The organism is Bizionia sediminis (assembly GCF_042684585.1).
Taxonomy (GTDB): Bacteria; Bacteroidota; Bacteroidia; order Flavobacteriales; family Flavobacteriaceae; genus Algorimicrobium; species Algorimicrobium sediminis.
The window spans coordinates 90,686-115,363 of record NZ_JBHULS010000004.1 but is presented as its reverse complement, the minus strand read 5'-3'; the positions used below and the strand labels follow the sequence as shown (position 1 = coordinate 115,363).

General features: G+C 37.3%; 18 protein-coding genes and 1 other RNA gene. 9 read left to right on the top strand and 10 right to left on the bottom strand.

The window, feature by feature from the left end:
- The first annotated feature begins 81 nt into the window (after positions 1-81).
- Positions 82-921 carry an OmpA/MotB family protein gene (locus ACFSQP_RS10235; protein ID WP_376894078.1) on the top strand — a complete coding sequence of 280 codons (840 nt, stop codon included), beginning with the start codon at positions 82-84 and terminating at the stop codon, positions 919-921.
- Positions 922-1,053: 132 nt separating this feature from the next.
- On the opposite strand, the gene ACFSQP_RS10230 is transcribed toward ACFSQP_RS10235, so the two are convergent.
- The 3 genes from ACFSQP_RS10230 to ACFSQP_RS10220 all read right to left on the bottom strand — a co-directional run bounded on the left by ACFSQP_RS10230 (position 1,054) and on the right by ACFSQP_RS10220 (position 5,745).
- Positions 1,054-1,674 (bottom strand): L-threonylcarbamoyladenylate synthase, encoded by a 621-nt coding sequence (locus ACFSQP_RS10230; RefSeq protein WP_376894076.1) that lies wholly within the window; start codon positions 1,672-1,674, stop codon positions 1,054-1,056.
- A 73-nt stretch (positions 1,675-1,747) separates the two neighbouring features.
- On the bottom strand, positions 1,748-4,081 hold the full coding sequence (locus tag ACFSQP_RS10225; RefSeq protein WP_376894074.1) for an ATP-dependent helicase: 2,334 nt from the start codon (positions 4,079-4,081) through the stop codon (positions 1,748-1,750).
- Positions 4,082-4,188: 107 nt separating this feature from the next.
- Positions 4,189-5,745: a hypothetical protein gene (locus ACFSQP_RS10220; protein WP_376894072.1), complete on the bottom strand. Its 1,557-nt coding sequence runs from the start codon at positions 5,743-5,745 to the stop codon at positions 4,189-4,191.
- A gap of 63 nt (positions 5,746-5,808) precedes the next feature.
- On the opposite strand from ACFSQP_RS10220, the gene ACFSQP_RS10215 reads away from it, so the two are divergent.
- Positions 5,809-7,386: an FMN-binding glutamate synthase family protein gene (locus ACFSQP_RS10215; protein ID WP_376894070.1), complete on the top strand. Its 1,578-nt coding sequence runs from the start codon at positions 5,809-5,811 to the stop codon at positions 7,384-7,386.
- 130 nt (positions 7,387-7,516) lie between these two features.
- The gene (locus ACFSQP_RS10210; RefSeq protein ID WP_376894069.1) at positions 7,517-8,035 is read left to right on the top strand and encodes a DUF7935 family protein; all 519 of its coding nucleotides are present in this window, start codon (positions 7,517-7,519) and stop codon (positions 8,033-8,035) included.
- 115 nt (positions 8,036-8,150) lie between these two features.
- On the opposite strand, the gene ACFSQP_RS10205 is transcribed toward ACFSQP_RS10210, so the two are convergent.
- Together ACFSQP_RS10205 and ACFSQP_RS10200 are read right to left on the bottom strand one after the other, a co-directional pair.
- Complete coding sequence (locus ACFSQP_RS10205; protein WP_376894067.1) at positions 8,151-10,154, bottom strand: M1 family metallopeptidase; 2,004 nt, start codon at positions 10,152-10,154, stop codon at positions 8,151-8,153.
- Between the two features lie 81 nt (positions 10,155-10,235).
- Positions 10,236-11,921, bottom strand: coding sequence for a peptide-N-glycosidase F-related protein (locus ACFSQP_RS10200; RefSeq protein ID WP_376894065.1), 1,686 nt, complete (start codon positions 11,919-11,921; stop codon positions 10,236-10,238).
- 101 nt (positions 11,922-12,022) lie between these two features.
- Between ACFSQP_RS10200 and ACFSQP_RS10195 the strand changes: the two genes are divergently transcribed.
- The 3 genes from ACFSQP_RS10195 (at position 12,023) to pheT (ending at position 17,579) form a co-directional block, all read left to right on the top strand.
- A complete protein-coding gene (locus tag ACFSQP_RS10195; protein ID WP_376894063.1) occupies positions 12,023-14,563 on the top strand; it encodes a helicase-related protein in 2,541 nt (846 codons plus the stop codon).
- Positions 14,564-14,596: 33 nt separating this feature from the next.
- Complete coding sequence (locus tag ACFSQP_RS10190; protein ID WP_376894061.1) at positions 14,597-15,055, top strand: tRNA (cytidine(34)-2'-O)-methyltransferase; 459 nt, start codon at positions 14,597-14,599, stop codon at positions 15,053-15,055.
- Positions 15,056-15,149: 94 nt separating this feature from the next.
- Positions 15,150-17,579, top strand: coding sequence for a phenylalanine--tRNA ligase subunit beta (gene pheT / locus ACFSQP_RS10185; RefSeq protein WP_376894059.1), 2,430 nt, complete (start codon positions 15,150-15,152; stop codon positions 17,577-17,579).
- Positions 17,580-17,662: 83 nt separating this feature from the next.
- Here pheT and ACFSQP_RS10180 read toward each other — a convergent pair whose 3' ends face one another.
- The gene (locus ACFSQP_RS10180; RefSeq protein ID WP_092208350.1) at positions 17,663-17,854 is read right to left on the bottom strand and encodes a cold-shock protein; all 192 of its coding nucleotides are present in this window, start codon (positions 17,852-17,854) and stop codon (positions 17,663-17,665) included.
- A gap of 198 nt (positions 17,855-18,052) precedes the next feature.
- Between ACFSQP_RS10180 and ACFSQP_RS10175 the strand changes: the two genes are divergently transcribed.
- Entirely contained in the window at positions 18,053-18,289 is a 237-nt protein-coding gene (locus tag ACFSQP_RS10175; RefSeq protein WP_376894057.1) for a DUF2007 domain-containing protein, read from the top strand.
- A gap of 76 nt (positions 18,290-18,365) precedes the next feature.
- Here ACFSQP_RS10175 and ACFSQP_RS10170 read toward each other — a convergent pair whose 3' ends face one another.
- Positions 18,366-19,994: an ABC-F family ATP-binding cassette domain-containing protein gene (locus ACFSQP_RS10170; RefSeq protein WP_376894056.1), complete on the bottom strand. Its 1,629-nt coding sequence runs from the start codon at positions 19,992-19,994 to the stop codon at positions 18,366-18,368.
- A 153-nt stretch (positions 19,995-20,147) separates the two neighbouring features.
- On the opposite strand from ACFSQP_RS10170, the gene ACFSQP_RS10165 reads away from it, so the two are divergent.
- On the top strand, positions 20,148-21,584 hold the full coding sequence (locus ACFSQP_RS10165) for a TlpA family protein disulfide reductase (protein ID WP_376894054.1): 1,437 nt from the start codon (positions 20,148-20,150) through the stop codon (positions 21,582-21,584).
- A 162-nt stretch (positions 21,585-21,746) separates the two neighbouring features.
- On the opposite strand, the gene fsa is transcribed toward ACFSQP_RS10165, so the two are convergent.
- From fsa to ffs, 3 genes are all read right to left on the bottom strand, one after another.
- Complete coding sequence (fsa, locus tag ACFSQP_RS10160; protein ID WP_376894052.1) at positions 21,747-22,400, bottom strand: fructose-6-phosphate aldolase; 654 nt, start codon at positions 22,398-22,400, stop codon at positions 21,747-21,749.
- Positions 22,401-22,489: 89 nt separating this feature from the next.
- On the bottom strand, positions 22,490-23,293 hold the full coding sequence (locus ACFSQP_RS10155; protein WP_376894050.1) for an SDR family oxidoreductase: 804 nt from the start codon (positions 23,291-23,293) through the stop codon (positions 22,490-22,492).
- Positions 23,294-23,443: 150 nt separating this feature from the next.
- Positions 23,444-23,542, bottom strand: an RNA gene (gene ffs / locus ACFSQP_RS10150) — signal recognition particle sRNA small type.
- 88 nt (positions 23,543-23,630) lie between these two features.
- Here ffs and ACFSQP_RS10145 point away from each other — a divergent pair.
- On the top strand, positions 23,631-24,665 hold the full coding sequence (locus ACFSQP_RS10145; RefSeq protein WP_376894048.1) for a glutaminyl-peptide cyclotransferase: 1,035 nt from the start codon (positions 23,631-23,633) through the stop codon (positions 24,663-24,665).
- The last annotated feature ends 13 nt before the right edge of the window (positions 24,666-24,678 follow it).

The following is a 24,678-nucleotide window of genomic DNA, read 5'->3' as shown; positions in this document are numbered from 1 at the left end:
TGTTAATAGCTGTGAAATGAACTAATCTTTTATATAATTTTGGTATGTTAACAATTAACATCTAAAATCGTATTAACTATTATGAAAAAACTAATTTTATTCAGTATTTCCGCCATGTTTCTGCTAGGTTCATGCGTATCCAAAAAGGAATACGCTGCTCTAGAAGCCAAACAAAAAGAAACACAAGATTTATTAAATACTGCTACGATAAAGTTAAACTCCTGCTTAACCAAAGCGCAAGGTTTAGAAGATCGTATTGCCGATTTAAAGCAAGCCAACGAAAACTTAATATCCAGTAACGAATCGCTAACCATGCTTACCACTAAAGGTGCTAGTAATGTTGAAAAATCGTTAGAAAGTTTAAAAGAAAAAGACTTAAGAATATCCCGTTTACAAGATGCTGTAAGTAAAAAAGACAGTGTTATGCTAGCCCTTGTAACTAGCCTAAAAAAGGAAGTAGGTATTAACGATCCTGATATTCAGGTAAATGTTGAAAAAGGAGTGGTATTTATTTCTATTGCCGATAAGCTATTGTTTCAAAGTGGTAGCTATAGTGTAACAACACGCGCCAAGGAAATTTTAGGAAAAGTAGCTACTGTTGTAAAATCTAAACCGTCATTTGAATGTATGGTTGAAGCACACACAGATCCTGTACCTTACAACAAACCACCTTTAATTGATAACTGGGATTTAAGTGTTAAGCGTGCCACCTCTGTAGTACGTGTATTAGAAGATTTAGGTGTAGATTCCAAGCAACTTATTGCTGCTGGCCGTGGCGAACATCAGCCATTAGTAGATAATGACAGTGCTGAAAACAGAGCTAAAAACAGACGTACACGTATAATTGTTTTACCTAAAATTGACGAATTTTACGAAATGATTGATAAAGAAATGAAAAATTTAGCCGCAGACGGCAAATAATTTAAGATTTCCAAAAATTAAAGAAAAGCTCAATTTTAAAAAATTGAGCTTTTTTATTTTTACTAGAAATATGCGCGTTACCTGTTACGATTGTTTCTGTAATAGGCACAAAAAATAAACAGGAGGTCCTTGCTAAAATATTTCTAAACTGCCTTTTCCTTCACGAATTACTTGCGGCGTCTCTTCCGATAAATCGATAACGGTAGAAGCTACATTGTCACCATAACCCGCATCAATAACCAAATCGACTAGGTTTTGCCATTTTTCAAAAATTAATTCAGGGTCTGTAGTGTATTCCAAAACATCATCTTCATCGCGAATGGAAGTAGAAATAATAGGATTACCAAGTTGCTTAACTATTTCTAAAGTAATGTTGTTATTTGGCACCCGAATACCCACTGTTTTTTTCTTTTTAAAAACCGATGGTAAGGATTTAGAACCTGGCAAAATAAAGGTATAAGGTCCTGGCAAGGCGCGTTTTAGTATTTTAAACGTAGCCGTATCTATTTGCTTTACATAGTCGCTTAAATTACTTAAATCGTGACAAATAAAAGAAAAATTAGATTTTTCGAGTTTCACGCCTTTAATTCTGGCTATTTTCTCCAGTGCTTTCACGTTGGTTATATCGCAGCCCAACCCATACACGGTATCTGTGGGATAAATAATTAACCCGCCTTGTTTTAAAACAGCAACCACTTGTTTAATTGCTTTCGGATTTGGGTTTTCTTCGTAAATTTTTAAAAATTCAGCCATAGTTTTTGGTATTAAATTTTACCTTTTTAGCACTTGTTTACCACGTTTACTGGGTTATTCAAATACCTTAAATTTAGCCAATCACTTCTAATTTGGCAAATCGTAATAGTAATTTTTTAACCCCGCCGTTATCAAATTTTATTTCGGCTTTTACATCGGCACCAGTTCCTTCAATTTTTAAAACTTCGCCTTTTCCAAACCTTAAATGTTCTACCATATTCCCTACAGCAAGTTTGCCATCAAATAAATTGGTATGTCCTTTTGTTTGACTAACAGGTTTTAGGTTTTTTGAGGTTGGTACTTCTTTTTTTGTTGCTTTTGAAACCGGTGGTCCTTTCTTTTTTAAGGTTGGCTGCACTGGTTTTTTAAATCGTACTTTATTTGGTTCGGGGTCCCCAAAAATGTCGGCATCCAACATGGGGTTAAACCGGCGTTCTTGTATGGGGGTAATAATATCTAAATAGGCGTCATCTATTTCTTCAATAAAACGGCTAGGCTCGGCATCAATTAATTTACCCCATCGGTAGCGCGATAAGGCATAGGTTAAATAAGCCTGTTTTTCGGCACGAGTTAAGGCCACATAAAATAGGCGGCGCTCCTCTTCCAATTCGCTTCTTGTACCCAAACTCATAGCCGAGGGAAACAAATCCTCTTCCAAGCCAACTATATAAACGTAGGGAAACTCCAGTCCTTTGGCTAAATGTATGGTCATTAATGCCACATGATCGGCGTCTCCTTTATCGGCATCCAAATCGGTAGCCAAAGCCACATCTTCCAAAAATTCGGCTAGCGAGGCTGTAGCATCGGCAATTTCTTTTTGCCCTTCAACAAAGTCTCTAATACCGTTTAACAGCTCTTCAATATTCTCCATTCGGGCAACACCTTCAGGAGTGCTGTCTTTTTTTAATTCACGTATTAAGCCACTGGCTTTTGTAACGTGTTCGGCCAAATCGAAGGCATTGGCTGTTTTATTCATAACCTGAAAGCTTTCAATAAGCGTCGTAAAATCTTTTAATTTGTTACGTGCGCCACCATGAATATTTACAGGTAAGGTATCGATATTTTGAATAACCTCGAAAATGGTTTTTCCATAATTATTGGCCGCTACCACTAAGCGGTCCATAGTAGTTTGCCCAATACCACGTGCTGGGTAATTAATAACCCGTTTTAAGGCTTCCTCATCGGCCGGGTTTATAATTAAGCGTAAATAGGACAAAACGTCTTTAATTTCTTTACGCTGATAAAAGGATAAACCACCGTATATGCGGTACGGAATATCGCGCTTTCTTAAGGCGTCCTCTATAGATCTGGATTGTGCATTGGTTCTGTACAGCACTGCAAAATCGCTGTTTGGCAGCTGGTTTTGCATTTTATTCTCGAAAATAGAACTCGCTACAAAACGCCCCTCATCGCCATCGGTTAAGGACCTGTTTACTTTTATTTTTGGTCCTTCCTCGTTTGCAGTCCACACTATTTTATCTAGTTTGGTTTGGTTTTTATCGATGATAGAATTGGCCGCATTAACAATATTTTTTGTTGAACGGTAATTTTGTTCTAACCGAAACAATTTAACATTGTCGTAATCCTTCTGAAAATTTAAAATATTATTAATATTCGCCCCACGAAACGCATAAATACTTTGAGCATCATCTCCTACTACACAAATATTTTGAAATCTATCTGATAAGGCACGCACAATTAAGTACTGCGAATGGTTGGTATCCTGGTACTCATCTACCAAGATATAGCGAAATTTATCTTGATATTTAGCCAATACTTCAGGAAAACGTGTTAATAACTCATTGGTTTTAAGCAATAAATCGTCAAAATCCATAACACCAGCTTTAAAACAGCGATCCACATAATTTCTGTAAATCTCACCCATCAACGGACGTCTCGCCATTTTATCGGCTTCCATAAGCTCCGGATTTTTAAAATAGGCCTTAACTGTTATTAGGCTGTTTTTATATGAAGAAATACGCGACCTAATTTGTTTGGTTTTGTAAATCTCCTTATCCAGGTTCATCTCCTTAATTATGGAGGCTATAAGTTTATCGGAATCTTGGGTATCGTAAATGGTAAAATTGCTTGGGTAGCCCAACCTATCGGCTTCAAAACGCAAAATTTTAGCAAAAACCGAGTGAAATGTTCCCATCCACAAATTTTTTGCCTCGCTTTCGCCTACAATTGTAGCAATACGGGCTTTCATTTCGCGTGCTGCCTTGTTAGTAAATGTTAGAGCCAGAATATTAAACGCATCTACTCCCTGACTCATAAGGTAGGCAATCCGGTAAGTTAATACACGCGTTTTACCGGAACCGGCACCAGCAATAACAATCATTGGTCCGTCCTTTTGTACTGTTGGCGCTAGTTGCGCATCATTTAATTGGCTTAAATACTTCTCCAAACTTTTCTATTTTTTTATGGTGTGAAAATAACCATTGTTAACCGTTTAGGCCGCTAGAATCCTGAATAATTTATAAACAATTTAACCGCATATTTAGCCAACAAGCCCTAAATTGTCATGGCTTTTTTTAATCCCGCTCGAACGTTAATCCAGATGTAATTAAAAACAGATTGACTGCTGTTGCGTTTAATTCCAGATTTAGTTACTTCCTTAAACTCCAGTTTTTGGTGTTTACTATTTTTAGGTACAAAGATATTTAGAATGTCTGATAAAAAAGCATTTTTATCTTTACCATCTTGGCGCAGTAAGTTTACAGTAAAGTTTTGGTATTTGGTTTTAAAATCGATATCGGACAGGTTATTAGTGCCATTTATGGTAAAAAAGGTTTGTTCCAAAGCCCCTTCAAGGCGGGCATTTAAATTTGGTTCAACAAATTTATTAAGGTAAGCTGCTTGTACGCCTCGCAATTCGGCTTGAAATAAAAATCGATCTGTTTGGTCGTTCACATCAAACTCCCAGTTAACTTGTAGTGGCGCATGATTCATGAACTGTGTTTTTATTTTCAATGTAGTTTTAGTGGGTGCTAAATACGTGTTACTGACATTGGTTATGCTTGCTTGAAAATCGTTAAAATTAACTGTACCCGCTTGGCGGTCTATTTTTACTTTTTCGGAATAACTTATTTTAGAATCTAAAATCTTAACCTCATCTAGGGCCAAATCAGAATTTAAATGGCGCAGCATACGACTGTAAAGCGGCTTAAAACTTGGATCGTCTGCTACTAATTTATCACGAAAAATGGCCGCATCAATTTGCGAAATAGTAATCTGTGGACTTTTAATTTGAAGGATTTTATTATTACGAAAGCCATAAAACAAGTCGTTAACCTGCAGCAATTTAACAGCCACATTATAATGATCACGCTCTTTTGTAATAACCTGCGATAATTGTTTTTTGGAATATATGGTTTTAAACAAAATATCTTGAACCTTAAGTTGGTTATTTTTAAAACTAAAAGCCGCTGCTTTTAAGGCATCATAAGCACCAACTTTTACATACAAACTATCTGAAAGTAGTGCCAAGTTAGTGTATGCAAAAGGAATTTTTTCTTTTAGCGTTTTTTGGTCTACCCGTATAGCTTGTATATCCAGATGAACATTATTTACCCAAAATAATAGCGAATCGTTGGCCGCATTATTTATTTGAATATGCCCATTGGTTAGCTCAAAATTAGCTACGCGTATTGGTATTTTTAACGCGTTACCAGATTCAGGTTTATAGGAATCTTTGGTCACTTTTGGATTGTGGCGGTACTGAATTTTTGGATTGCGTAAAGCCACATTGGACAGGCTTATGGTGTTGTTCACAAAATAGTGCCAGTAGCTTACGCGTTCCAATTGCAACTGTTCTAATTTTAAATCTAATAAGGTGTCGTTAGTAACTCGCCCCAAACGGTATACCGCAGTATTATGTAGTGCCAAACTGCCCGTAAAAATATTAAAATCTAAAGCCGAGTATGTAAGCTGTACATTTTTAGGTAGTTCGGTTTTTAACGTATTTTCAATTTTGTTTTCAATAAACCACTGTAAACCAATAAGTAACAAACCTACCACGCCAATTATAAGAAAAAATATGCCCAATCGTTTTTTTAAAGTTGCCTCCATTTCCTAAAGATATCCAATTTTTTAAGATATATTTTAAATATCTTTACGTAAAAATTTATGTTTATGCAGACTTTTCTCGATTTTTTAGGTTCTATTAGTTGGTGGATGTGGGTGTTATTGGTCTTGGTTCTAATTGCCATTCGCGATGTGTTTATTCAAAAAAGCCACACTATAAGTCATAATTTCCCCATAATTGGCCATTTTAGATATATGTTGGAAAAAATAGGACCCGAATTACGGCAGTATTTGGTAGCCAACAACAGAGAGGAGTTACCATTTAATCGCATTGAGCGCAGTTGGATTTATGCTTCGGCAAAAAAGCAAAACAATTACGAAGGTTTTGGAACAGACCGGGATATTTATGCACATCAGCATATTTTTATAAACAATGCCATGATGCCCTATAAACTAGCACCTAATCATCCAAATGCCAAGGATCCAGATTTTTTACCCTGTGCAAAAGTTATGGGGTTATATAACAACAGACGGCGTCCGTTTAGACCTGCCTCGGTTATTAATGTAAGCGCCATGAGTTTCGGTTCTTTATCGGCTACCGCAGTAGAGTCATTAAACAAGGGTATTAAAATGGCCGATGCATACCAAAGTACTGGTGAAGGTGGCCTATCGCCATATCATACACATGGTGGCGATGTTGTTTTTCATTTTGGAACAGGCTATTTTGGGGTGCGCAATGACGATGGCACCTTTTCTATGGACAAATTGGTTGCTTTGGTAAGTAAAAACCCGTTTATTCGAGCCATTGAAATTAAACTGTCTCAGGGCGCTAAACCCGGTAAAGGCGGGGTATTACCAGCCTCTAAAATAACGCCCGAAATTGCTGAAATTAGAAGTGTTCCTTTGGGTAAAGACGTTTTGTCGCCACCAAGTCATTCAGCTTTTTCGAATGTTTCCGAAATGCTCACGTTTATTGAAGAAATAGCAGACGCTACGGGGTTACCAGTGGGTATTAAAGCAGCCATTGGAAAACTGGAGCAATGGGAAGAATTAGCCGATTTAATGATTAAAACTGGTAAAGGACCCGATTTTATAACTGTAGACGGCGGCGAAGGCGGAACCGGAGCAGCCCCACCAAGCTTTGCAGACCACGTTTCCTTACCTTGGGTGTATGGTTTCAGCTCGTTGTATAAAATATTCAAAAATCGAAATTTAACCGATCGCATCTTTTTTATTGGCAGCGGTAAATTAGGCTTCCCTGCCAAAGCTGCTATGGCATTTGCCATGGGAGCCGATTGTATAAATGTAGCTCGAGAAGCCATGATGAGCATTGGGTGTATTCAAGCGCAGGTATGCCATACAAACCGATGTCCGAGTGGTGTGGCTACACAAAACAAATGGCTACAAAGCGGAATAGATCCTACCTTAAAATCGGTGCGACTTGCTCAATATTTTAAAACCTTTAGAAAAGAGTTTTTAGAAATAACACATGCCGCTGGTTACGAACATCCGTGCCAGTTTAAAATGGACGATGTAGCTGTTAATGTGGACGATCAAAACCTTTCCAAAGAATTGGATAAAACCTACAAGTATAGCAAAACACCCGTTCCATTTACAAACGTTCAAAGTCTGAAAGATTGTCCGCATTTAGGGGGTGTAAAAAAAATTACTGAAAACGCTATTTAAAGTATTTTATTTAACAAAAATATACCAGCACTTACGGGGCCTTAAACCTATTATTTCTAATTATTTTTACAGGTTACTTCTTGCGCCATTATTTAAAACAAGTTAAGTTTGTATTCAATAAAATAAACACATGGAACAGCAAATTCTAAATCTATTTATGTACACCATTCCAGCAGTAACTACTGGAGTAATTGCCTACTATTTTTTTAAAGCGCATACTAAAAATGAAGATGGCCGCAGGCGTTTTCTACTTCATAAAGACATGCAAACCAACAGCTTGCCTGTGCGCCTTCAGGCTTACGAACGTATGACTTTATTTTTAGAACGTATTACGCCTTCAAAACTACTTATTAGGGTGTCGCCCTTATCGTCTAATAAGGAAGATTACGAATCCTTACTCATTCAAAACATAGAGCAAGAGTTTGAACACAATTTATCGCAACAAATTTATATTTCAGACGAATGTTGGAATATTATTACGGCCGCTAAAAATGCGACAATTCAACTTATAAGAAAAGCGTCTTTATTAGAAAAAACCGACACAGCAAACAAGCTACGGGAAGTTGTTTTAACCGAAATGATGGAAAAGCAGGCGCCTAGCGATGCCGCTTTATCGTTTATTAAAAAAGAAGTAGGCGATTTGTGGTAACCAACCGCCAATTAAAAACTGCGTCATTCCTTTAAATTATTAACACTGGTGCTTTTTACGAGGTGTGGTTACATCCTTTTTTAAAAAACATTATAAGTACTTAAAACATGGCACATTAGGGTTCCAGTTGTTTAATGTCTTTTATTAGTTTAGAATAGGCCTTGTTGGCTTCCAAACTTTCGAGCAGGTTTTTAGCAAAACTTTTAAACCGCCAATTATGATGGTAGGTGGCTTGGTATAGGTTGTATAAACTTTCCTCTGTAAATACATTTATTGCGTTTAAATAGGAAAAAGCATTTTGGCGGACTTCAAAATTATAGTCGGCAGACGTGTAGCTTTCCAATTCTTTAAAATAGTTATCGGTAAGGTTGGGTTCGTAATTAGGCGTGGATAGTGCCAATACAAGCCATAACAAGCGCACATTTTTATCAGGAAACCCAATTATATGTTTGGTCTGGTTTAAATAATCCGAACGCTTTTCAGGAAAATTAACCCACAAATTATACAAGGCTATTTCCACCGTTTTATATGACGCATCTTGTAATAAGGAAGCGTAATGCTCTTGGAGCGCTTTAGGAATCGTGGTTAAATGGGTAGCAATAGCTTGGCGTACTTTCAGGTTATTATTAAAAACATCTGGGGTAACTAAATGGGGCACTTGACCAATAATTTTGGATTTAGCTTCTGAAGAAATTGGTGCCTCTAAATAGTATTGACATTTTGCCGTTTTCGCCTCGCAGTCTGCCATAAGATACTCCTGAATGTAAACAGATTTTTCCAAACTGGCCATAGCTTCACGATATGGAAACTTTTTGTTATGCAACCACAAGTTGGCAAAATTAGTTAAATCCTTACCACTAGCTAATGCCACCTGTTCCATAAAATCATTGGTTTCAGCGTTGCCAAACGCGTGCCTATTTAAATAAGATTTAACAGCCGTTTTAAAAGCCTTATCGCCTACTTGTTCTCGTAAAGCATGCAACAGCCATGCCCCTTTTTTATAAAACGTGGTGCTACTCGATTTAGGGTTTAACAGTGCCGTACCATTGCCTTGTGCGTCTTGCTCCCACAGCGCTAGCGCATATCCAAATAATTGCCAATAATAATGATTGGTTCCATAAATATCTTTTTCGGCTAGTAAGGCGTAATAGGTAGCAAAACCCTCTTGCAGCCAATGGTGGGTTCCAGATTTTGCTGTTACCAAATTACCAAACCATTGGTGTGCTAATTCATGTGCGTTTACATTTACGTAATTTCTGTCGTTAAAAGCAATAGAATCTACTACAAAAGCATCCGAAAAAATTGTTGTACCTGTATTTTCCATACCCGCATATAAAAAATCATGAACCGGAACTTGTTTGTAATTTTGCCAAGGATATGGCACGCCTATTTCCTGCTCCAAAAAATGAAACATACGCTTGGTGTAACGGTAGGTGGGCTCCATTTTTAAACTATCCTGTGGGTAAGTATAAAGCATAATTGGAATCCCACTATCTGTACTAGATTTATTTACCACATACTGCCCTATTGCAAACGCTACCAAATAACTGGGCATGGGATGTTTCATGCCGAAATGCCATGTCGTTTTTTGGTTTTGTGTTGTTTTTTCTAACAATTTACCATTTGCAATAATCTCATAATCAGAATTAAAAGTAATCGTTAAATTAAAAATTAGCTTTTCATTCATATCGTCTAAACTAGGCAACCAATTACTAGTATATTTCCCTTGTCCTTGGGTCCAGATTTGATTAGGTGCCGCCGAATCCCAACCAACAAAATACACTGCTTTTTTGGGAGTTGCTTGGTACTGAAATGTTAGCGAATATGCTTTCTTTTTCTTAAAATTATGCGCCACTATTAATTTGGTGCTGTTGTTTTTAAAAGCGACTGCAGCGCCATTTAAACGCACATTTATAAAAGTCATGTTTTGAGCATCTATAAAAATGGAATCGGTTGGTTTTAAAATATCGAAAACTAATTTTACCTGACCGGTAATACTTTTGGCAGCAACATTGGGTTCAACTGCTGCGCTTAATTCCTTAAAATCTACTACAGCAGTTTGTTGCCCAAAAAGCATCAAACAAAAGAAAGAAAATATTAGTGTTGTGTACTGTTTCATAGGTGAAATATAACAAACCTAAAGTCAATAAAAAAGCACGTTACTTTATAACGTGCTTTTACTTTATGTTAGCCTAAAAAGTTAATCGGTAACTGTTGGCTTGCTTATAGGCGTATTGCTTTTTACGACTACAAAGGTAGATGTTGCATAAAAGGCATTACCGCTTTGGCCATCGGTTGTCCAGTCTTCATAATCGTATTCAAAATTAAAAGTACTACCAGCCATGCTACTGTTAAAGGTATCGGTACGCACTGGTACAGCCATACCCGGACACCAACCTGCTCGGTCTGGACGCCAATTGCCAGGATTTTGGTTGTTTACCGGATTGGATGCACAACCTAGTGGCCCCATATAATGATCGAAGGTATTGGCGCCATCAATTTTAATACTGTGTGTTCGGTAGCACCATTCTGCACAGCCTCTACCACCAGCGTCGTAAGGTGTTGCGTGGCCCCAACCAGAGATAATTGTTCGTAAATGCGTACTTTCTGCATTACCAGGAATGCTAATGGTTTTATCTAAATCGAAGCTATGCGACACACCATAAGGCACCCCCGAAGAAGACCAATCATCGTAATTTAAAACGCGCGAAACCGCGTAATATGGATAGTCTGGTGTTCCTTCAATGAAATCGAAATCTACAGAAACCTCATACCCGTCTGCATTCCAACACTCGGTTCTAATACGTAATTCTGTTGCGCCAGTTAATAAGGATTTAAAATCGGTTACATCAAATTCAAATCCGCGAGGTAATTGACTATTATCGTTCCAATACGGTGTAATATAGCGGCCTATTTCATATAGCTCGCCAGAGTCGTTATCCAGTACCTTTACATTGGCATATACATCCCATTCATCGCAACCACCAGCCGGGCAACGTAATTTTACGTACATTTTTACCGTTTCAATGTTGGTAACATCCGGATGCAAGTTAAATGTTTGAGTAGCGGATTGGTTATAACCACCACCAAAGGCCAAGCGCTGGCCATTAAATGTTTGGTAATTATACACCACAGGCAGGCCAGTTCCGCGTAAGTTAATGCTAACATTATCTGCCTCCTGATTCTGAACCGTTAAAGTACCTAACTGTTCGCCTACATTGCTTGCCTCGTAACGTACATAAATTATAGTTTCATTATTGGCATTTTCTGCACTTATTTGTACTGAATTACCAAAGGTTACATCGTCCAAAGATACGGCAAAGCCAGCGGTGGTTATTACGGTAATATCCGTTTCTAAATTGTCGCCATTTACGCTGATGGCACGGGCGTCCGAAATTTGGTTTACCGTAACGTCTCCAAAATCCAAACTATCTGGATTTACAACAATAAATGGTGTAATACTAACACCGGTACCCACCACATTTATGGTTTTGGTAGCAGCTCCTGAACTTTTAAACTGCACTGTTCCAGAAATAGCCCCAATTGCATTATTACCAGGCGCAAAACGCACATAAAGGGTTTTACTACCCGCATTAGCATCGGAAGCGGGTATGGTTAGGTTGCCCAAAAACGTACTATTATCACTACTTATTTCAAAATTTGCAGATGCCTCTATACGTAAATCTGCTGTAAGATTGGTGCTTGTTACTGCTACTGTTTGGGCGTCCGAAACGCTTAAAACAGGTATGTCACCAAAGTTTGTTATGGTTGCTGATATACCTATATCAGGTTTTGTTGCCTCCGATGCGTCGTCGCTACTACAATAAAACAGGGTTAAAACCAATGCCAACAAGGCTAGCACTTTAAATTTTGAAGATACATTCATATTTTACATATTTAAATTAAAAAATACCGTAAAATAATAAAGTTTTAAGAGAAAACTTATTTTTTAGATTTATTTTTACCAAAAATCAGTTTTTGCTAGTTATGCTTCAAACTCCCATTGATTATTTAAAAGGTGTTGGCCCAAACAGAGCCGATTTACTTCGGAAAGAGCTGGGCATTCATACCTACCAAGATTTATTAAATTTATTTCCCAACAGGTATCTAGACCGTACTGCCTACTTCAAAATTAATCAGTTACAGCCTAACAACACCGATGTTCAAATTATTGGTAGTCTGGTAAAATTTGAAGAAGTTGCCCAAAAACGTGGGAAACGCTTGGTAGGAACTTTTAAAGACGATACCGGTACCATGGAGCTTGTATGGTTTCGTGGTCATAAATGGATAAGAAGTAACTTAAAGCTCCATACGTCTTATGTTATTTTTGGTAAAACAAATTTTTATGGTGGTAAATTTAGCATGCCACATCCCGAAATGGAACTGTTATCGGAACATGAAGCCAGTTTACGCTCTGCCATGCAGCCCATTTACCCGTCTACCGAGAAATTACAGAACAAAGGAATAAGCAACCGGGTTTTAAGCAATATTATGCAACAATTGTTTATGGAAACAAAAAGCCGTTTTACCGAAACCTTATCTCCACAGCTATTAGAAAGTCAGCAGTTAATTTCAAAAACCGATGCGCTTTTTAATATTCATTTCCCAAAAAACCAAGCGCTTTTAGCCAAGGCGCAATACCGATTAAAATTTGAAGAATTATTTTATATTCAACTCCAATTAATTCTTAAAAACTTAATTCATAAATCAAAAATTAAGGGACTTCCGTTTCACACAGTGGGTACTTATTTTAATACCTTTTATCAGCAATATTTACCCTTCCAACTAACCAACGCACAAAAACGCGTGTTAAAAGAAATTAGACAGGACTTGGGTAGTAAAGCTCAAATGAATAGACTGTTGCAAGGCGATGTAGGCTCTGGAAAAACAATTGTGGGTTTTATGACCATGCTCATGGCCTTAGACAACCAATATCAGGCCTGCCTTATGGCACCCACAGAAATTTTAGCTACGCAGCATTATCAAGGCTTACTTGCTTGGTGTAAGCAACTAAATATAAGTATAAAATTACTTACCGGCTCCACCAAAAAAGCAGAACGCAAAGAAATACATGCCGGTTTAGTAAGCGGCCAATTACAAATGCTGGTGGGCACGCACGCGCTTCTGGAAGACAGTGTAATCTTTAAAAATTTAGGCCTAGCCATTATTGACGAACAACACCGTTTTGGTGTGGCACAACGGAGTAAATTATGGCATAAAGGTCCTAAAAAACAAGCAAGCAAAACCGAGTTACAAAGCAAACTAAAGGCTCTTGTAAACCAGTATAGCAAATCGCATCCGGATAGCATGCAACTTTTAAAAACACCAGGGTTACAAGCAACAGAACGCCATAAACAGGCTACAGATGTACTTGCCAAATACCTTGCCGGAAAGGCAGGTAATAATTTGTTTATTAGGCACTACGCCTTAGATTTGTTTGTAGTAGACTTTTATTGCGAAGAAAAAAAACTCATCATCCAAATAACCAAAGAGGCTTTTGCAAATAACACCGAAAAAGAGGCTTACGCTTTACAAACACATGTACTAAAATCCGTGGGCTTTCAGGTTATTGAAATTCCAGATACCGCCATTTTTAATAACAGCGCATCTAGTTTTTCACAATTGGAAAATGTCCTAACTAAAGTAGCCACTAAAACACCAGACACAGCTATTATTCCACCACATATTTTAGTCATGACGGCCACACCCATTCCGCGCACTTTAGCCATGTCTGTTTATGGCGACCTAGATGTATCGGTGATAGATGAATTGCCACCAGGCAGACAAGCTATAAAAACGGTGCACCGATACGACAAAAATAGATTGGATGTGTTTCGGTTTATTCGCGATGAAATAGCTTTGGGTAGACAAGTGTACATTGTGTACCCCCTAATTCAGGAAAGCGAAAAAATGGATTATAAAGATTTAATGGATGGCTATGAAAGTATTGCGCGCGATTTTCCGCCGCCAAACTACCAAATCTCTATAGTTCATGGCCAAATGAAACCCGCTGATAAAGATTATGAAATGCAGCGTTTTGTTAAAGGCGAAACACAAATAATGGTAGCTACAACCGTTATAGAGGTTGGTGTAAATGTGCCCAACGCTTCGGTTATGATTATTGAAAGTGCCGAGCGTTTTGGCTTATCGCAACTACACCAGTTGCGTGGTCGCGTTGGACGTGGGGCCGAACAAAGCTATTGCATACTCATGACAAGCCATAAATTAAGCGCCGATAGCAAAACCCGTTTAGAAACCATGACACGCACAAACGATGGCTTTGATATTGCGGAAGTAGATCTAAAACTTCGTGGTCCAGGCGACATTATGGGAACGCAACAAAGTGGCGTACTTAATTTAAGAATAGCTGATATTGTTAAGGATGGCGCCATCCTAAAAACAGCACGATTTATGGCAAAACAAATTTTAAAGGAGGACCCTACCCTATCCAAACCACATAATCAAGCTATTTTAAACACCTACAGGCAAATGAGTAAATACCGAAACATTTGGAATTATATTTCCTAAACGCAGCAACTACAAAACTCTTAAAATAAAAAAATGCCCTTAAATATTGTATTAATTGAACCAGAAATACCTAATAACACCGGAAACATTGGCCGTTTAGCTTTAGCTTCTGGCGCTAATTTACACTTAGTAAAACCCTTTGGTTTTGAAATTACCGACACCCGTTTAAAACGAGCTGGCCTTGATTACTGGCAGCACCTAAACGTTTTTTACTATGATAATTTGGATGCATTTTTAAGCACACACAAAAAGGCTACAATGGTGTTTTTATCCAGTCAGGCAGGCACACCACATTACCAAATTAAATTTACAGACAATTTGTTTCTAGTTTTTGGTAAAGAATCGGTTGGCTTACCACAAAGTCTTTTACACAAAAACCAAACAAAGCTTTTTAAAATTCCGCTTTTTAGCGAACAGGTTCGGAGCCTAAATTTAGCCAATGCCGTGAGTATAGTTGTTTATGAAGGAATCCGGCAACTTAATCTGCCCTAAATTCCAGTAAATACCTTCTGGTATATTTGTACAGCCTTTGTTTGAATGCTCGTATCAATATTTTATCTTTGCCGACTTAATTAACCTATATTTCATGAAGATTTCTTACAACTGGCTAAAGCAATTTATAAAAACAGATTGGAGTCCAGAGCAAATAAGTGAATTATTAACCGATTTAGGCTTGGAAGTAGAGGGCTTAACCCCTTACCAATCTGTAAAAGGTGGCCTTGAGGGCGTTGTAGTTGGCGAAGTACTTACTTGCGAACAACATCCAAATGCAGACAGGCTAAAAATAACTACGGTGTCCGTTGGTAACGAAACACCCTTACAAATAGTGTGTGGCGCTCCTAATGTAGCTGCTGGACAAAAAGTACCTGTTGCCACCATTGGTACCACCTTATACACTGAAACCGGCGAAGCATGGACTATAAAAAAAGGTAAAATTCGCGGCGAAGAAAGCCATGGCATGATTTGCGCCGAAGACGAATTAGGTTTAGGTGCAGGCCACGATGGCATTCTTGTATTAGACCCTAAAACCCCGGTAGGAACAAAAGCAGCAGACTTATTTAAAGTTGAAAACGACCATGTATTCGAAATTGGTTTAACACCAAACCGAGCAGATGCCATGAGTCATTTTGGTGTGGCGCGCGATTTACGCGCGGGCTTTACACAAAAAGATATTAATACAGAACTTATTACACCATCGGTTAGTGCGTTTCATGTAGATAACCGCTCACTGCGCATAGATGTGGATGTTTTAAACAAAACACTTGCGCCCCGGTATGGTGGTTTAACCATTTCCAATATAAAAGTGGCCCAATCGCCAAGTTGGCTGCAAAATCGGTTAAAGGCTATTGGCTTAACCCCTGTAAACAATGTGGTAGATGCTACCAATTACGTTTTACACGAATTAGGACAACCATTACACGCCTTTGATGCCAGCAAAATAATTGGTAATAAAATTGAAGTAAAAACATTAGCTACCGGTACAAAATTTACAACCCTAGATGGTGTGGAACGTGAACTGCACGAAGAAGATTTAATGATTTGTAATGCCGAAAAACCTATGTGTATAGCAGGTGTATTTGGCGGCATAGATTCTGGCGTAACCGAAACAACTACCAGTATTTTTCTGGAAAGTGCCTATTTTAACCCGGTTAGTATCCGCAAAACAGCCAAACGCCACAATTTAAACACCGATGCCTCTTTCCGTTTTGAGCGCGGTACCGACCCAAATATTACGGAATATGCCTTAAAACGAGCAGCACTTTTAATAACTGAAATTGCAGGAGGTTTTGTAACCAGTGATATAATAGACCTATACCCAAATAAAATTGAAGATTTTCAAGTTCGTTTTAGCTTCGAAAATGCCACCAAATTAATTGGCGAAACCATTCCTAAAGAAACGATTAAGCGCATTTTAATGTCTTTGGATATTCGAATTAACAATGTTACCGAAACAGGATTGGGCCTTACTGTGCCTTCCTATCGAAACGATGTGCAGCGCGAAGCCGATATTATTGAAGAAATTTTACGCGTGTATGGTTACAACAATATTAACATAACCAGTAAGTTAAATGCGTCTATTTCCAACACCTCAAAATTTGAAGACTACAAACTTCAAAATAGTATTAGTAACCAGTTGGTGGCCCAAGGCTTTTTTGAAACTTTAAGCAACTCACTTACATCGCCAACTTATACGGGTTTAAGCGCCGATTTAAAACCCGAGCATCAGGTAGAAATGCTAAATCCTTTAAGCACCGAATTAAGTGTTATGAGGCAATCTATGTTATTTTCTGGATTGGAAAACATGACGCACAATATAAACAGACGGCGCGACGATTTAAAACTTTTTGAGTTTGGTAAAACTTACCATAACTTGCCAGAAAAACGTCAAGAGCAAAAACATTTGGCCTTATTAGTTACAGGAAATGTAAACCAAAACCATTGGAATGCACCTGCTAAAACAACCGATTTCTATTATTTGAAGGGAATAATTAAAACTATTTTCGCGCGTTTAGGAATTAATCAGGTAAACGAACTACCAGTGGTTTCTAGCGAATTTAGCGAAGGGTTGCTAATTAATTTCGGTAAAAAGACCAAATTGGCGGAATTTGGTTTGGTTAAAAAATCTATTCTAAAACACTTTGGTATATCGCAACCCGTATTATATGCTAATTTCTATTGGGACGCGGTATTGGAAACAGCTAAATACAATCAAGTTACCTTTACGCCTATTTCAAAGTATCCAGAAATACGTCGTGATTTTGCCTTGTTAGTAGATACAACCGTTACATTTAATAGTATGTACAAGTTGGCAAAAGAAACCGAAAAGAAACTATTAAAACATATTAATTTATTTGATGTGTATCAAGGCGATAAACTGCCGGAAGGTAAAAAAAGTTACGCCGTTAGCTTTACCTTTCAGGATGCCAACAAAACACTTACCGATAAACAAATTGACAAAATAATGCAGAAGCTTCAAACCCGTTTTGAAACTGAATTAGGCGCTTCCCTGCGCTAAAAATTACCAACGCTGAACATCCATAAAAAAGCCTCGACATTGTTGTCGAGGCTTTTTACAATCACTAATAAGTTAAATATAAATTATATTACTTTAACGTTTACTGCGTTCAATCCTTTTCGTCCTTCTTCTAAATCAAATTCTACGGCATCACCTTCACGAATCTCATCAATTAATCCAGAAATGTGAACAAAATGTTCTTTGTTTGTGTCATCTTCTACGATAAATCCAAATCCTTTAGAATCGTTGAAGAATTTTACTGTTCCTTTACTCATTGTAATAGTTTAAAAAATTATATAATAACAAAGGTACTTATATAAAATGATTTTATTTGGAAATACCCATATTATTATCTTAAATAATGGAAAAATTAAAATGCTATTAGTTACGGTATAGATGTAATTAAAACCTAAAAATTAGCGATTTAACTACTTAATTCGTATCTTACATATCATATTTAAAGACCTAATAGTATGGAATCCGATTACAAAAAAATTTACACAGGTAGTTTTATTATTGCACAATTAATAGTCGATAAATTAGATGCTTTAGGTATTACAGCCATTGTAAAAGATGAAACAGAATCTGGCCGATTAGCAGGTTTTGGAGCGGCCGTGTCTGGATCGCAAGATATTTATGTTAACGCCGATGAATTATCGGAGGCAATTCCGGTTGTGGAAAGTGTTACTTCCGAATTAGATTCTTATTAGTAAAAATCTACATCCGGAAACAAAAAAAATCTCTAATTTTTTACGTTAGAGATTTTTTTATGCTTTTTTTGGTCTTTTAAACAGTTTCTACAGCATACATTTTTTGGCGCATGTCTTTAATTTTTGGGTCTTGCATGTATTCATCAAAAGTAGTGTACCTATCTATAATTCCGTTTGGTGTAAGCTCCACCACTCTATTTGCAACTGTTTGGGCAAACTCATGATCATGTGTTGTAAATAACACCGTGCCTTTAAAGTTTTTAAGCGAATTGTTAAACGCCGTAATACTCTCTAAATCTAGGTGGTTGGTTGGTTCGTCCAACTGAAGTACATTAGCACGCATCATCATCATTCTACTTAACATGCAGCGTACTTTTTCACCTCCAGATAGGACATTGGATTTTTTTAGAGCCTCTTCGCCACTAAAAATCATTTTACCAAGAAACCCTCTTATATAAACTTCCTCACGCTCTTCTTCAGTTTTAGCGTACTGGCGTAGCCAATCTACCAGAGTTAAATTGTTTTCAAAAAATGCACTATTATCTAGAGGTAAATATGCTTGGGTGGTTGTTATACCCCAGTCAAATTTACCGGCGTCTGCTTGCTGATTGCCATTTAAAATTTCGTAAAAAGCTGTTGTAGCCCGAGAGTCTTTAGAAAACACGACAACTTTGTCTCCTTTATTCAAGTTTAAATCTATTTTTCTGAATAAAATTTCGCCATCTATAGACGCCTCAAGACCTTGCACATTTAAAATTTGATCGCCCGCTTCGCGCTCTCGCTCAAAAATAATGGCTGGATAGCGGCGGCTGGTTCGTCTAATCTCGTTTATATTCAGTTTATCAATCATTTTTTTTCTACTGGTAGCTTGCTTACTTTTAGCTACGTTGGCAGAAAACCTGCGAATAAACTCTTCCAGTTCTTTCTTTTTCTCCTCGGCCTTCTTATTTTGTTGTGCATGCTGCCTAGCTGCTAACTGCGAGGATTCGTACCAAAAAGTGTAATTTCCCGTAAAATGATTTATTTTTCCAAAATCGATATCGGAAATATGGGTACAAACGGCATCTAAAAAGTGCCTGTCGTGCGACACGACAATAACACAATTTTCATAATTGGCTAAAAAGTTTTCTAACCAAGCTATGGTTTCATAGTCAAGGTCGTTGGTAGGCTCATCCATAATAAGCACATCTGGATTACCAAATAAAGCCTGCGCTAATAAAACACGTACTTTTTGTTTGCCGTCCAAATCTTTCATTAAGGTATAATGATGAGCTTCTGCGATACCCAAGTTAGACAACATGGCTGCGGCGTCGCTATCGGCATTCCAACCGTTCATTTCTTCAAAAAGCACCTGAAGCTCGCCTATTTTTTCAGCATTTTCATCAGTATAATCGGCATACAAGGCATCAATTTCAGTTTTAAGTTTAAACAGTGGTTGGTTGCCTCTTATAACCGTTTCTAAAACCGTATTGTCATCGTATAGGTTATGATTTTGTTCCAATACAGACATGCGTTTGCCTGGCTCTAAGTGAACATGGCCTGAAGTAGGTTCCTGTTTGCCCGATAAAATTTTTAAAAAAGTGGATTTTCCAGCACCATTGGCACCAATAATGCCGTAGCAATTTCCGTTATTGAAGGTGGTACTTACCTCATCGAAAAGTACGCGCTTACCAAACTGAACAGATAAATTTGAAACTGATAACATGTTTAATTTTTAATTTTTGCAAAAGTACGAAAAACAGGCCATTAATAGAAGCGAAACCAAGTATATTAATATTTAACAACGTATTAACAACATGAACCGCATACAACTTTTACATTTGTTGTTTCAGACTACCACCTACTTGAGATGAAAACCATGAATGCATTAAACCATATTTTTGCTTTATTTGTTGCTACTATTGTTTTGGTATCTTGCCAGTCGGACACCACCACAGCAGATGGCTCTGCCTACTTTGGTGGCGAGGTAGTTAACCCGAAGTCTAAATTTGTAATTCTTTCTAAAGGCGAAACCATTTTAGACACCCTAACACTGGATGAAAACAACCGATTTCTGTACAAAATAGACCGTGTAGAACGTGGCCTTTATACGTTTCGTTTATGGGCTTCGGAAGGCTTGGAATACCAAATGGTTTTGTTAGAGCCACAAGACAGTTTGTTGTTTCGTTTAAACACGTTGGAGTTTGATGAATCGTTAGTTTATACCGGGCGTGGTGCCAAAAAAAATAACTACCTCATTAATTTATTTTTGGATGGCGAAAAAGAGGATAAAACTATTTTAGGTTACAGCCAACTGCCGCCTAAAGAATTTGAACGTCGTTTGGATTCTATAAGAGACTATAAATTAAACCAATTAAAGGCGTTTAACGACAAAAACCCGTCCACCGCTACTTTTTTAAATTTGGTAAAAGGTAATATTAATTACGATTATTATTTAAGTAAAGAAGTATATCCGTTTGTAAATTACAGCAAATCGGAACGTGCTAATTTTGAATCGCTGCCGCCAGATTTCTACAATTACCGCAAAGACATTAATTACAATTACTGCGAGTTAATGGATTACTTCCCATACTACTCGTTTTTGAAACACCATTTTGAAAATATTGCCCTTTTAGAACATTTTAAAAAATCGGACGATACCGTTTTCAATATAAAATCATTAAACTACAACCTGATAAAATTAAATTTAATTGATAGTTTGGTTGTTAGCGACTCGCTAAAAAACTCTCTTTTAGCACAAACAGCTATTGAATTTATTAGTCATAGTAAAAACATTAACGAATACGATCAAATTTTAAATTCTTACACTGCCAAAACCAATAATAAGAAAAACACCCGCTACGTTACCAATATGGTAAACGCGTTAAAAAACTTAAAACCGGGTTCGCCATTACCAGCCATTAGCATTATAGATTACAACAACAATGAGTTGGCATTAAATAACGTTATTAACAAACCTACAGTTATTTATTTTTGGTCCTCCGTTTACCGATCGCATAACGATAGCCACCGAAAAGCGCAAGAGCTTAAAATAAAATATCCAGAAATTAATTTTATTGCCATAAACGCATCAAGCAAGGATTATGCTAACTGGAAGCAACTTATTTCGCAATACAGTTATGCTAAAAATGATGAATTCATTTTTAAAAACCCAGAATTGGCCAAGCAAAAATTGGCTATATCGCCTATTAATAAGGTCATGATTGTGGATAAAAATGGTAAAATCGTGAATGCCCATACCAACATGTTTTCCATACTTTTTGAAGAAGAACTTCTGGGACTTTTAAACCAATAGTTTACAGTATCAGGAAGCCTAGTGTTAAGCAGTTTTAGCTGCACCACTTTTGGCGTTGGGTTACACACCTAACATAAAAACAAGAATATATTTTAGACTAAAAAAGTTCCAAACCGTTTGGTTTGGAACTTTTTTAGTTAGTTAGGAAACTGTCTATTAAAGTTAGTTACCTTTTTTAAAATCTTCTAAAAATTTAGCCAAACCTATATCTGTTAATGGATGTTTTAATAAGCCATCTATAGCGCTTAGTGGTCCTGTCATAACATCGGCTCCAAGCTTGGCGCAATCTATAATATGCATGGTATGACGCACGGAAGCAGCTAAAATTTCGGTTTGGAAATTATAATTATCGTAAATATGACGAATTTCGGCTATTAAATTTAACCCGTCTGTAGAGATATCGTCTAAACGACCAATAAACGGCGAAACATAGGTAGCTCCGGCCTTAGCAGCTAAAAGTGCCTGTCCTGGGGAGAACACCAAGGTTACGTTTGTTTTGATGCCTTTATCGGAAAAGTATTTACACGCCTTAACGCCTTCCTTAATCATGGGTAGCTTCACAACTATTTGTTCGTGTAAATCGGCTAATGCTTCGCCCTCTCTAATCATGCCCTCATAATCCGTAGCAATAACCTCGGCACTAACATCGCCATCCACAATATTACAAATATCGACGTAGTGCTTCATAATGTTATCGTGTCCGGTAATGCCTTCTTTTGCCATTAAGGACGGGTTGGTTGTAACGCCATCTAAAACGCCCATGTCTTGCGCTTCGCGAATTTGACTTAAATTAGCGGTATCAATAAAAAATTTCATAAGTACATATTTATGTTTTATCTGCTAACACAGACTTTGTTAAGTTAAATTTTGTGCCACTATATGGACACCTGTATATTGCGGTAAAATTACAATTTATAATGGTTCATTAACAGTTTTTCATAAACTTTATCCGGTAAAACACGTTTTAAAACAACCGAAAACTTCTGCATAAATTCCCCTACTTTATAATGCACTTTAGGCTTTGGGGTGTTTATAATTTTATAAATAGCCTTGGCCATTTCCAGGGGATCTTTACCTTGATTTACGTGCGTATCCATAAGCTTTAAGGTATTACCATAAGCCTGTTTATAGGGCGAATTTTCCAGAACCGGTGCATGGTAACGGCCAGATGCAATGTTGGTGGCAAAATCGCCTGGCGCCACGTTTGTCATGGCTATGTTAAAATTGCTTATTTCCATTCTAAACGCTTCGGTTAACAACTCTAATGCGCCTTTACTAGCCGAATATATACCCCTGTAAGGCAAACCCATATAACCTGCAATAGAGGTAACATTAATAATTAAACCAGCTTGTTGTTCCCGCATTACGGGTAACACTGCTTTTATAACCCGAATGGGTCCGAAAAAATTAGTTTCAAAATTCTTTTGAATTTCACTATCAGGCAATTCTTCAATAGGGCCAGTTATACCAACACCGGCGTTATTAATAAGCACATCCAACCTACCTGCTTTTTCTATGACACTGGCTACTGCCTCGGTAACAGAATTGGGTTTGGTAACATCCATTCGGATTATAGGAAAATTACTTTGCGGGTATTTTTCTGGAAAACGGCTGGTACCAAAAACGGTATAGCCTTTTTTGGTTAAAAAATTTCCTACCGACTTACCAATTCCCGAGGAGCCACCAGTAATTAAAATAACTTTAGACATGCTTTAAAATTTTCTTTATCTGTTTGGTCGCCAAAATTAAGGATGAAAATTGGGAATAGCTACAAAAAGAAAAAGATTTGCAAACAGCAGTTTACAAATCTTTGTTATCATAAAAATCCTTTCGTTGTATAGGATATAAAAAGGCACAAAAAAAGGCAAGCTACCTACATCACACCGCTACGACCATCTACCTTTGCTGCGTTCCCGCCCTGGAGGATTCAACAGGAGCTGGTTGTGTAGGACTTGCCCACTGCAAAGATACAATCTTTTAAATTTTTCACAATGATTTTTTATACTGAATTTTAATAAATATCTTGCCTAGCATAAATTCAATATCATGACCTTTTATAAGTGGCTTACGCTCATAATTTTATCGCTATTTGTAGTTTCCTGCGGAACAAATATAAATGACGTAAAAAAAGAAATTTCTATTCAAACTAACGCTAAAAACGAGGCATTTTCGCTTGGCGACACCTTAAAACTAGCTATTTCTAACCCTAAAAACCATCCATTAAGCAATGTTACGTTTCGCTTAAACGATAACGAAGTGTCCACGCTTGTTCCATTACATTCAATTAAGTTGGGTATTCATACCCTAAGTGCTTCTTTTAGCCTAAATGGGGAAACCGCTAGCGTATCCAAATCAATTACTATTTTAAATAACGAAACACCAAAAATTTACACATACACCCTGATTAACGAATATCCACACGACCCAAGTTCTTACACCCAAGGATTGGAATTTTATAACGGCATGTTATATGAAGGTACCGGCCAGTACGGAGGTTCCAAATTGCGCCAGGTAGATTACAAAACAGGCCAAGTACTTAAAAACATCAATTTACCACAAGAATATTTTGGCGAAGGTATTACCATTCTTAACAACAGCATATACCAACTAACCTGGAAAAGAGGTACTGGTTTTGTGTACGATGTGGCTACTTTTGAAAAAACGGGTAGTTTTAAATACGGTGAAAGCGTCGAGGGTTGGGGCATCTGTAATGATGGTAAGCAATTGTATAAGAGCGACGGCACCGAAAAAATATGGACCTTAAATCCAGAAACACTGGCAGAGGAAGGTTATATACAAGCTTATCATAATAAAGGCAAGGTAGTTGAATTGAATGAACTAGAATGGGTAAATGGAAAAATTTATGCCAATAGGTGGAACAAAAATGGGGTGGCTATTATTAATCCTGAAAATGGTGCCGTAGAAGGAGTCATAGACTTTACATCCTTGCAAAAACGCGTTACAAAACACCCCAAACTGGATGTATTAAATGGTATTGCATACAATCCTGATACAGAAACATTATTTGTAACAGGCAAATACTGGGACAAACTTTTTGAGGTAAAAATAACCGAAAAATAAGCAAACGCATGCA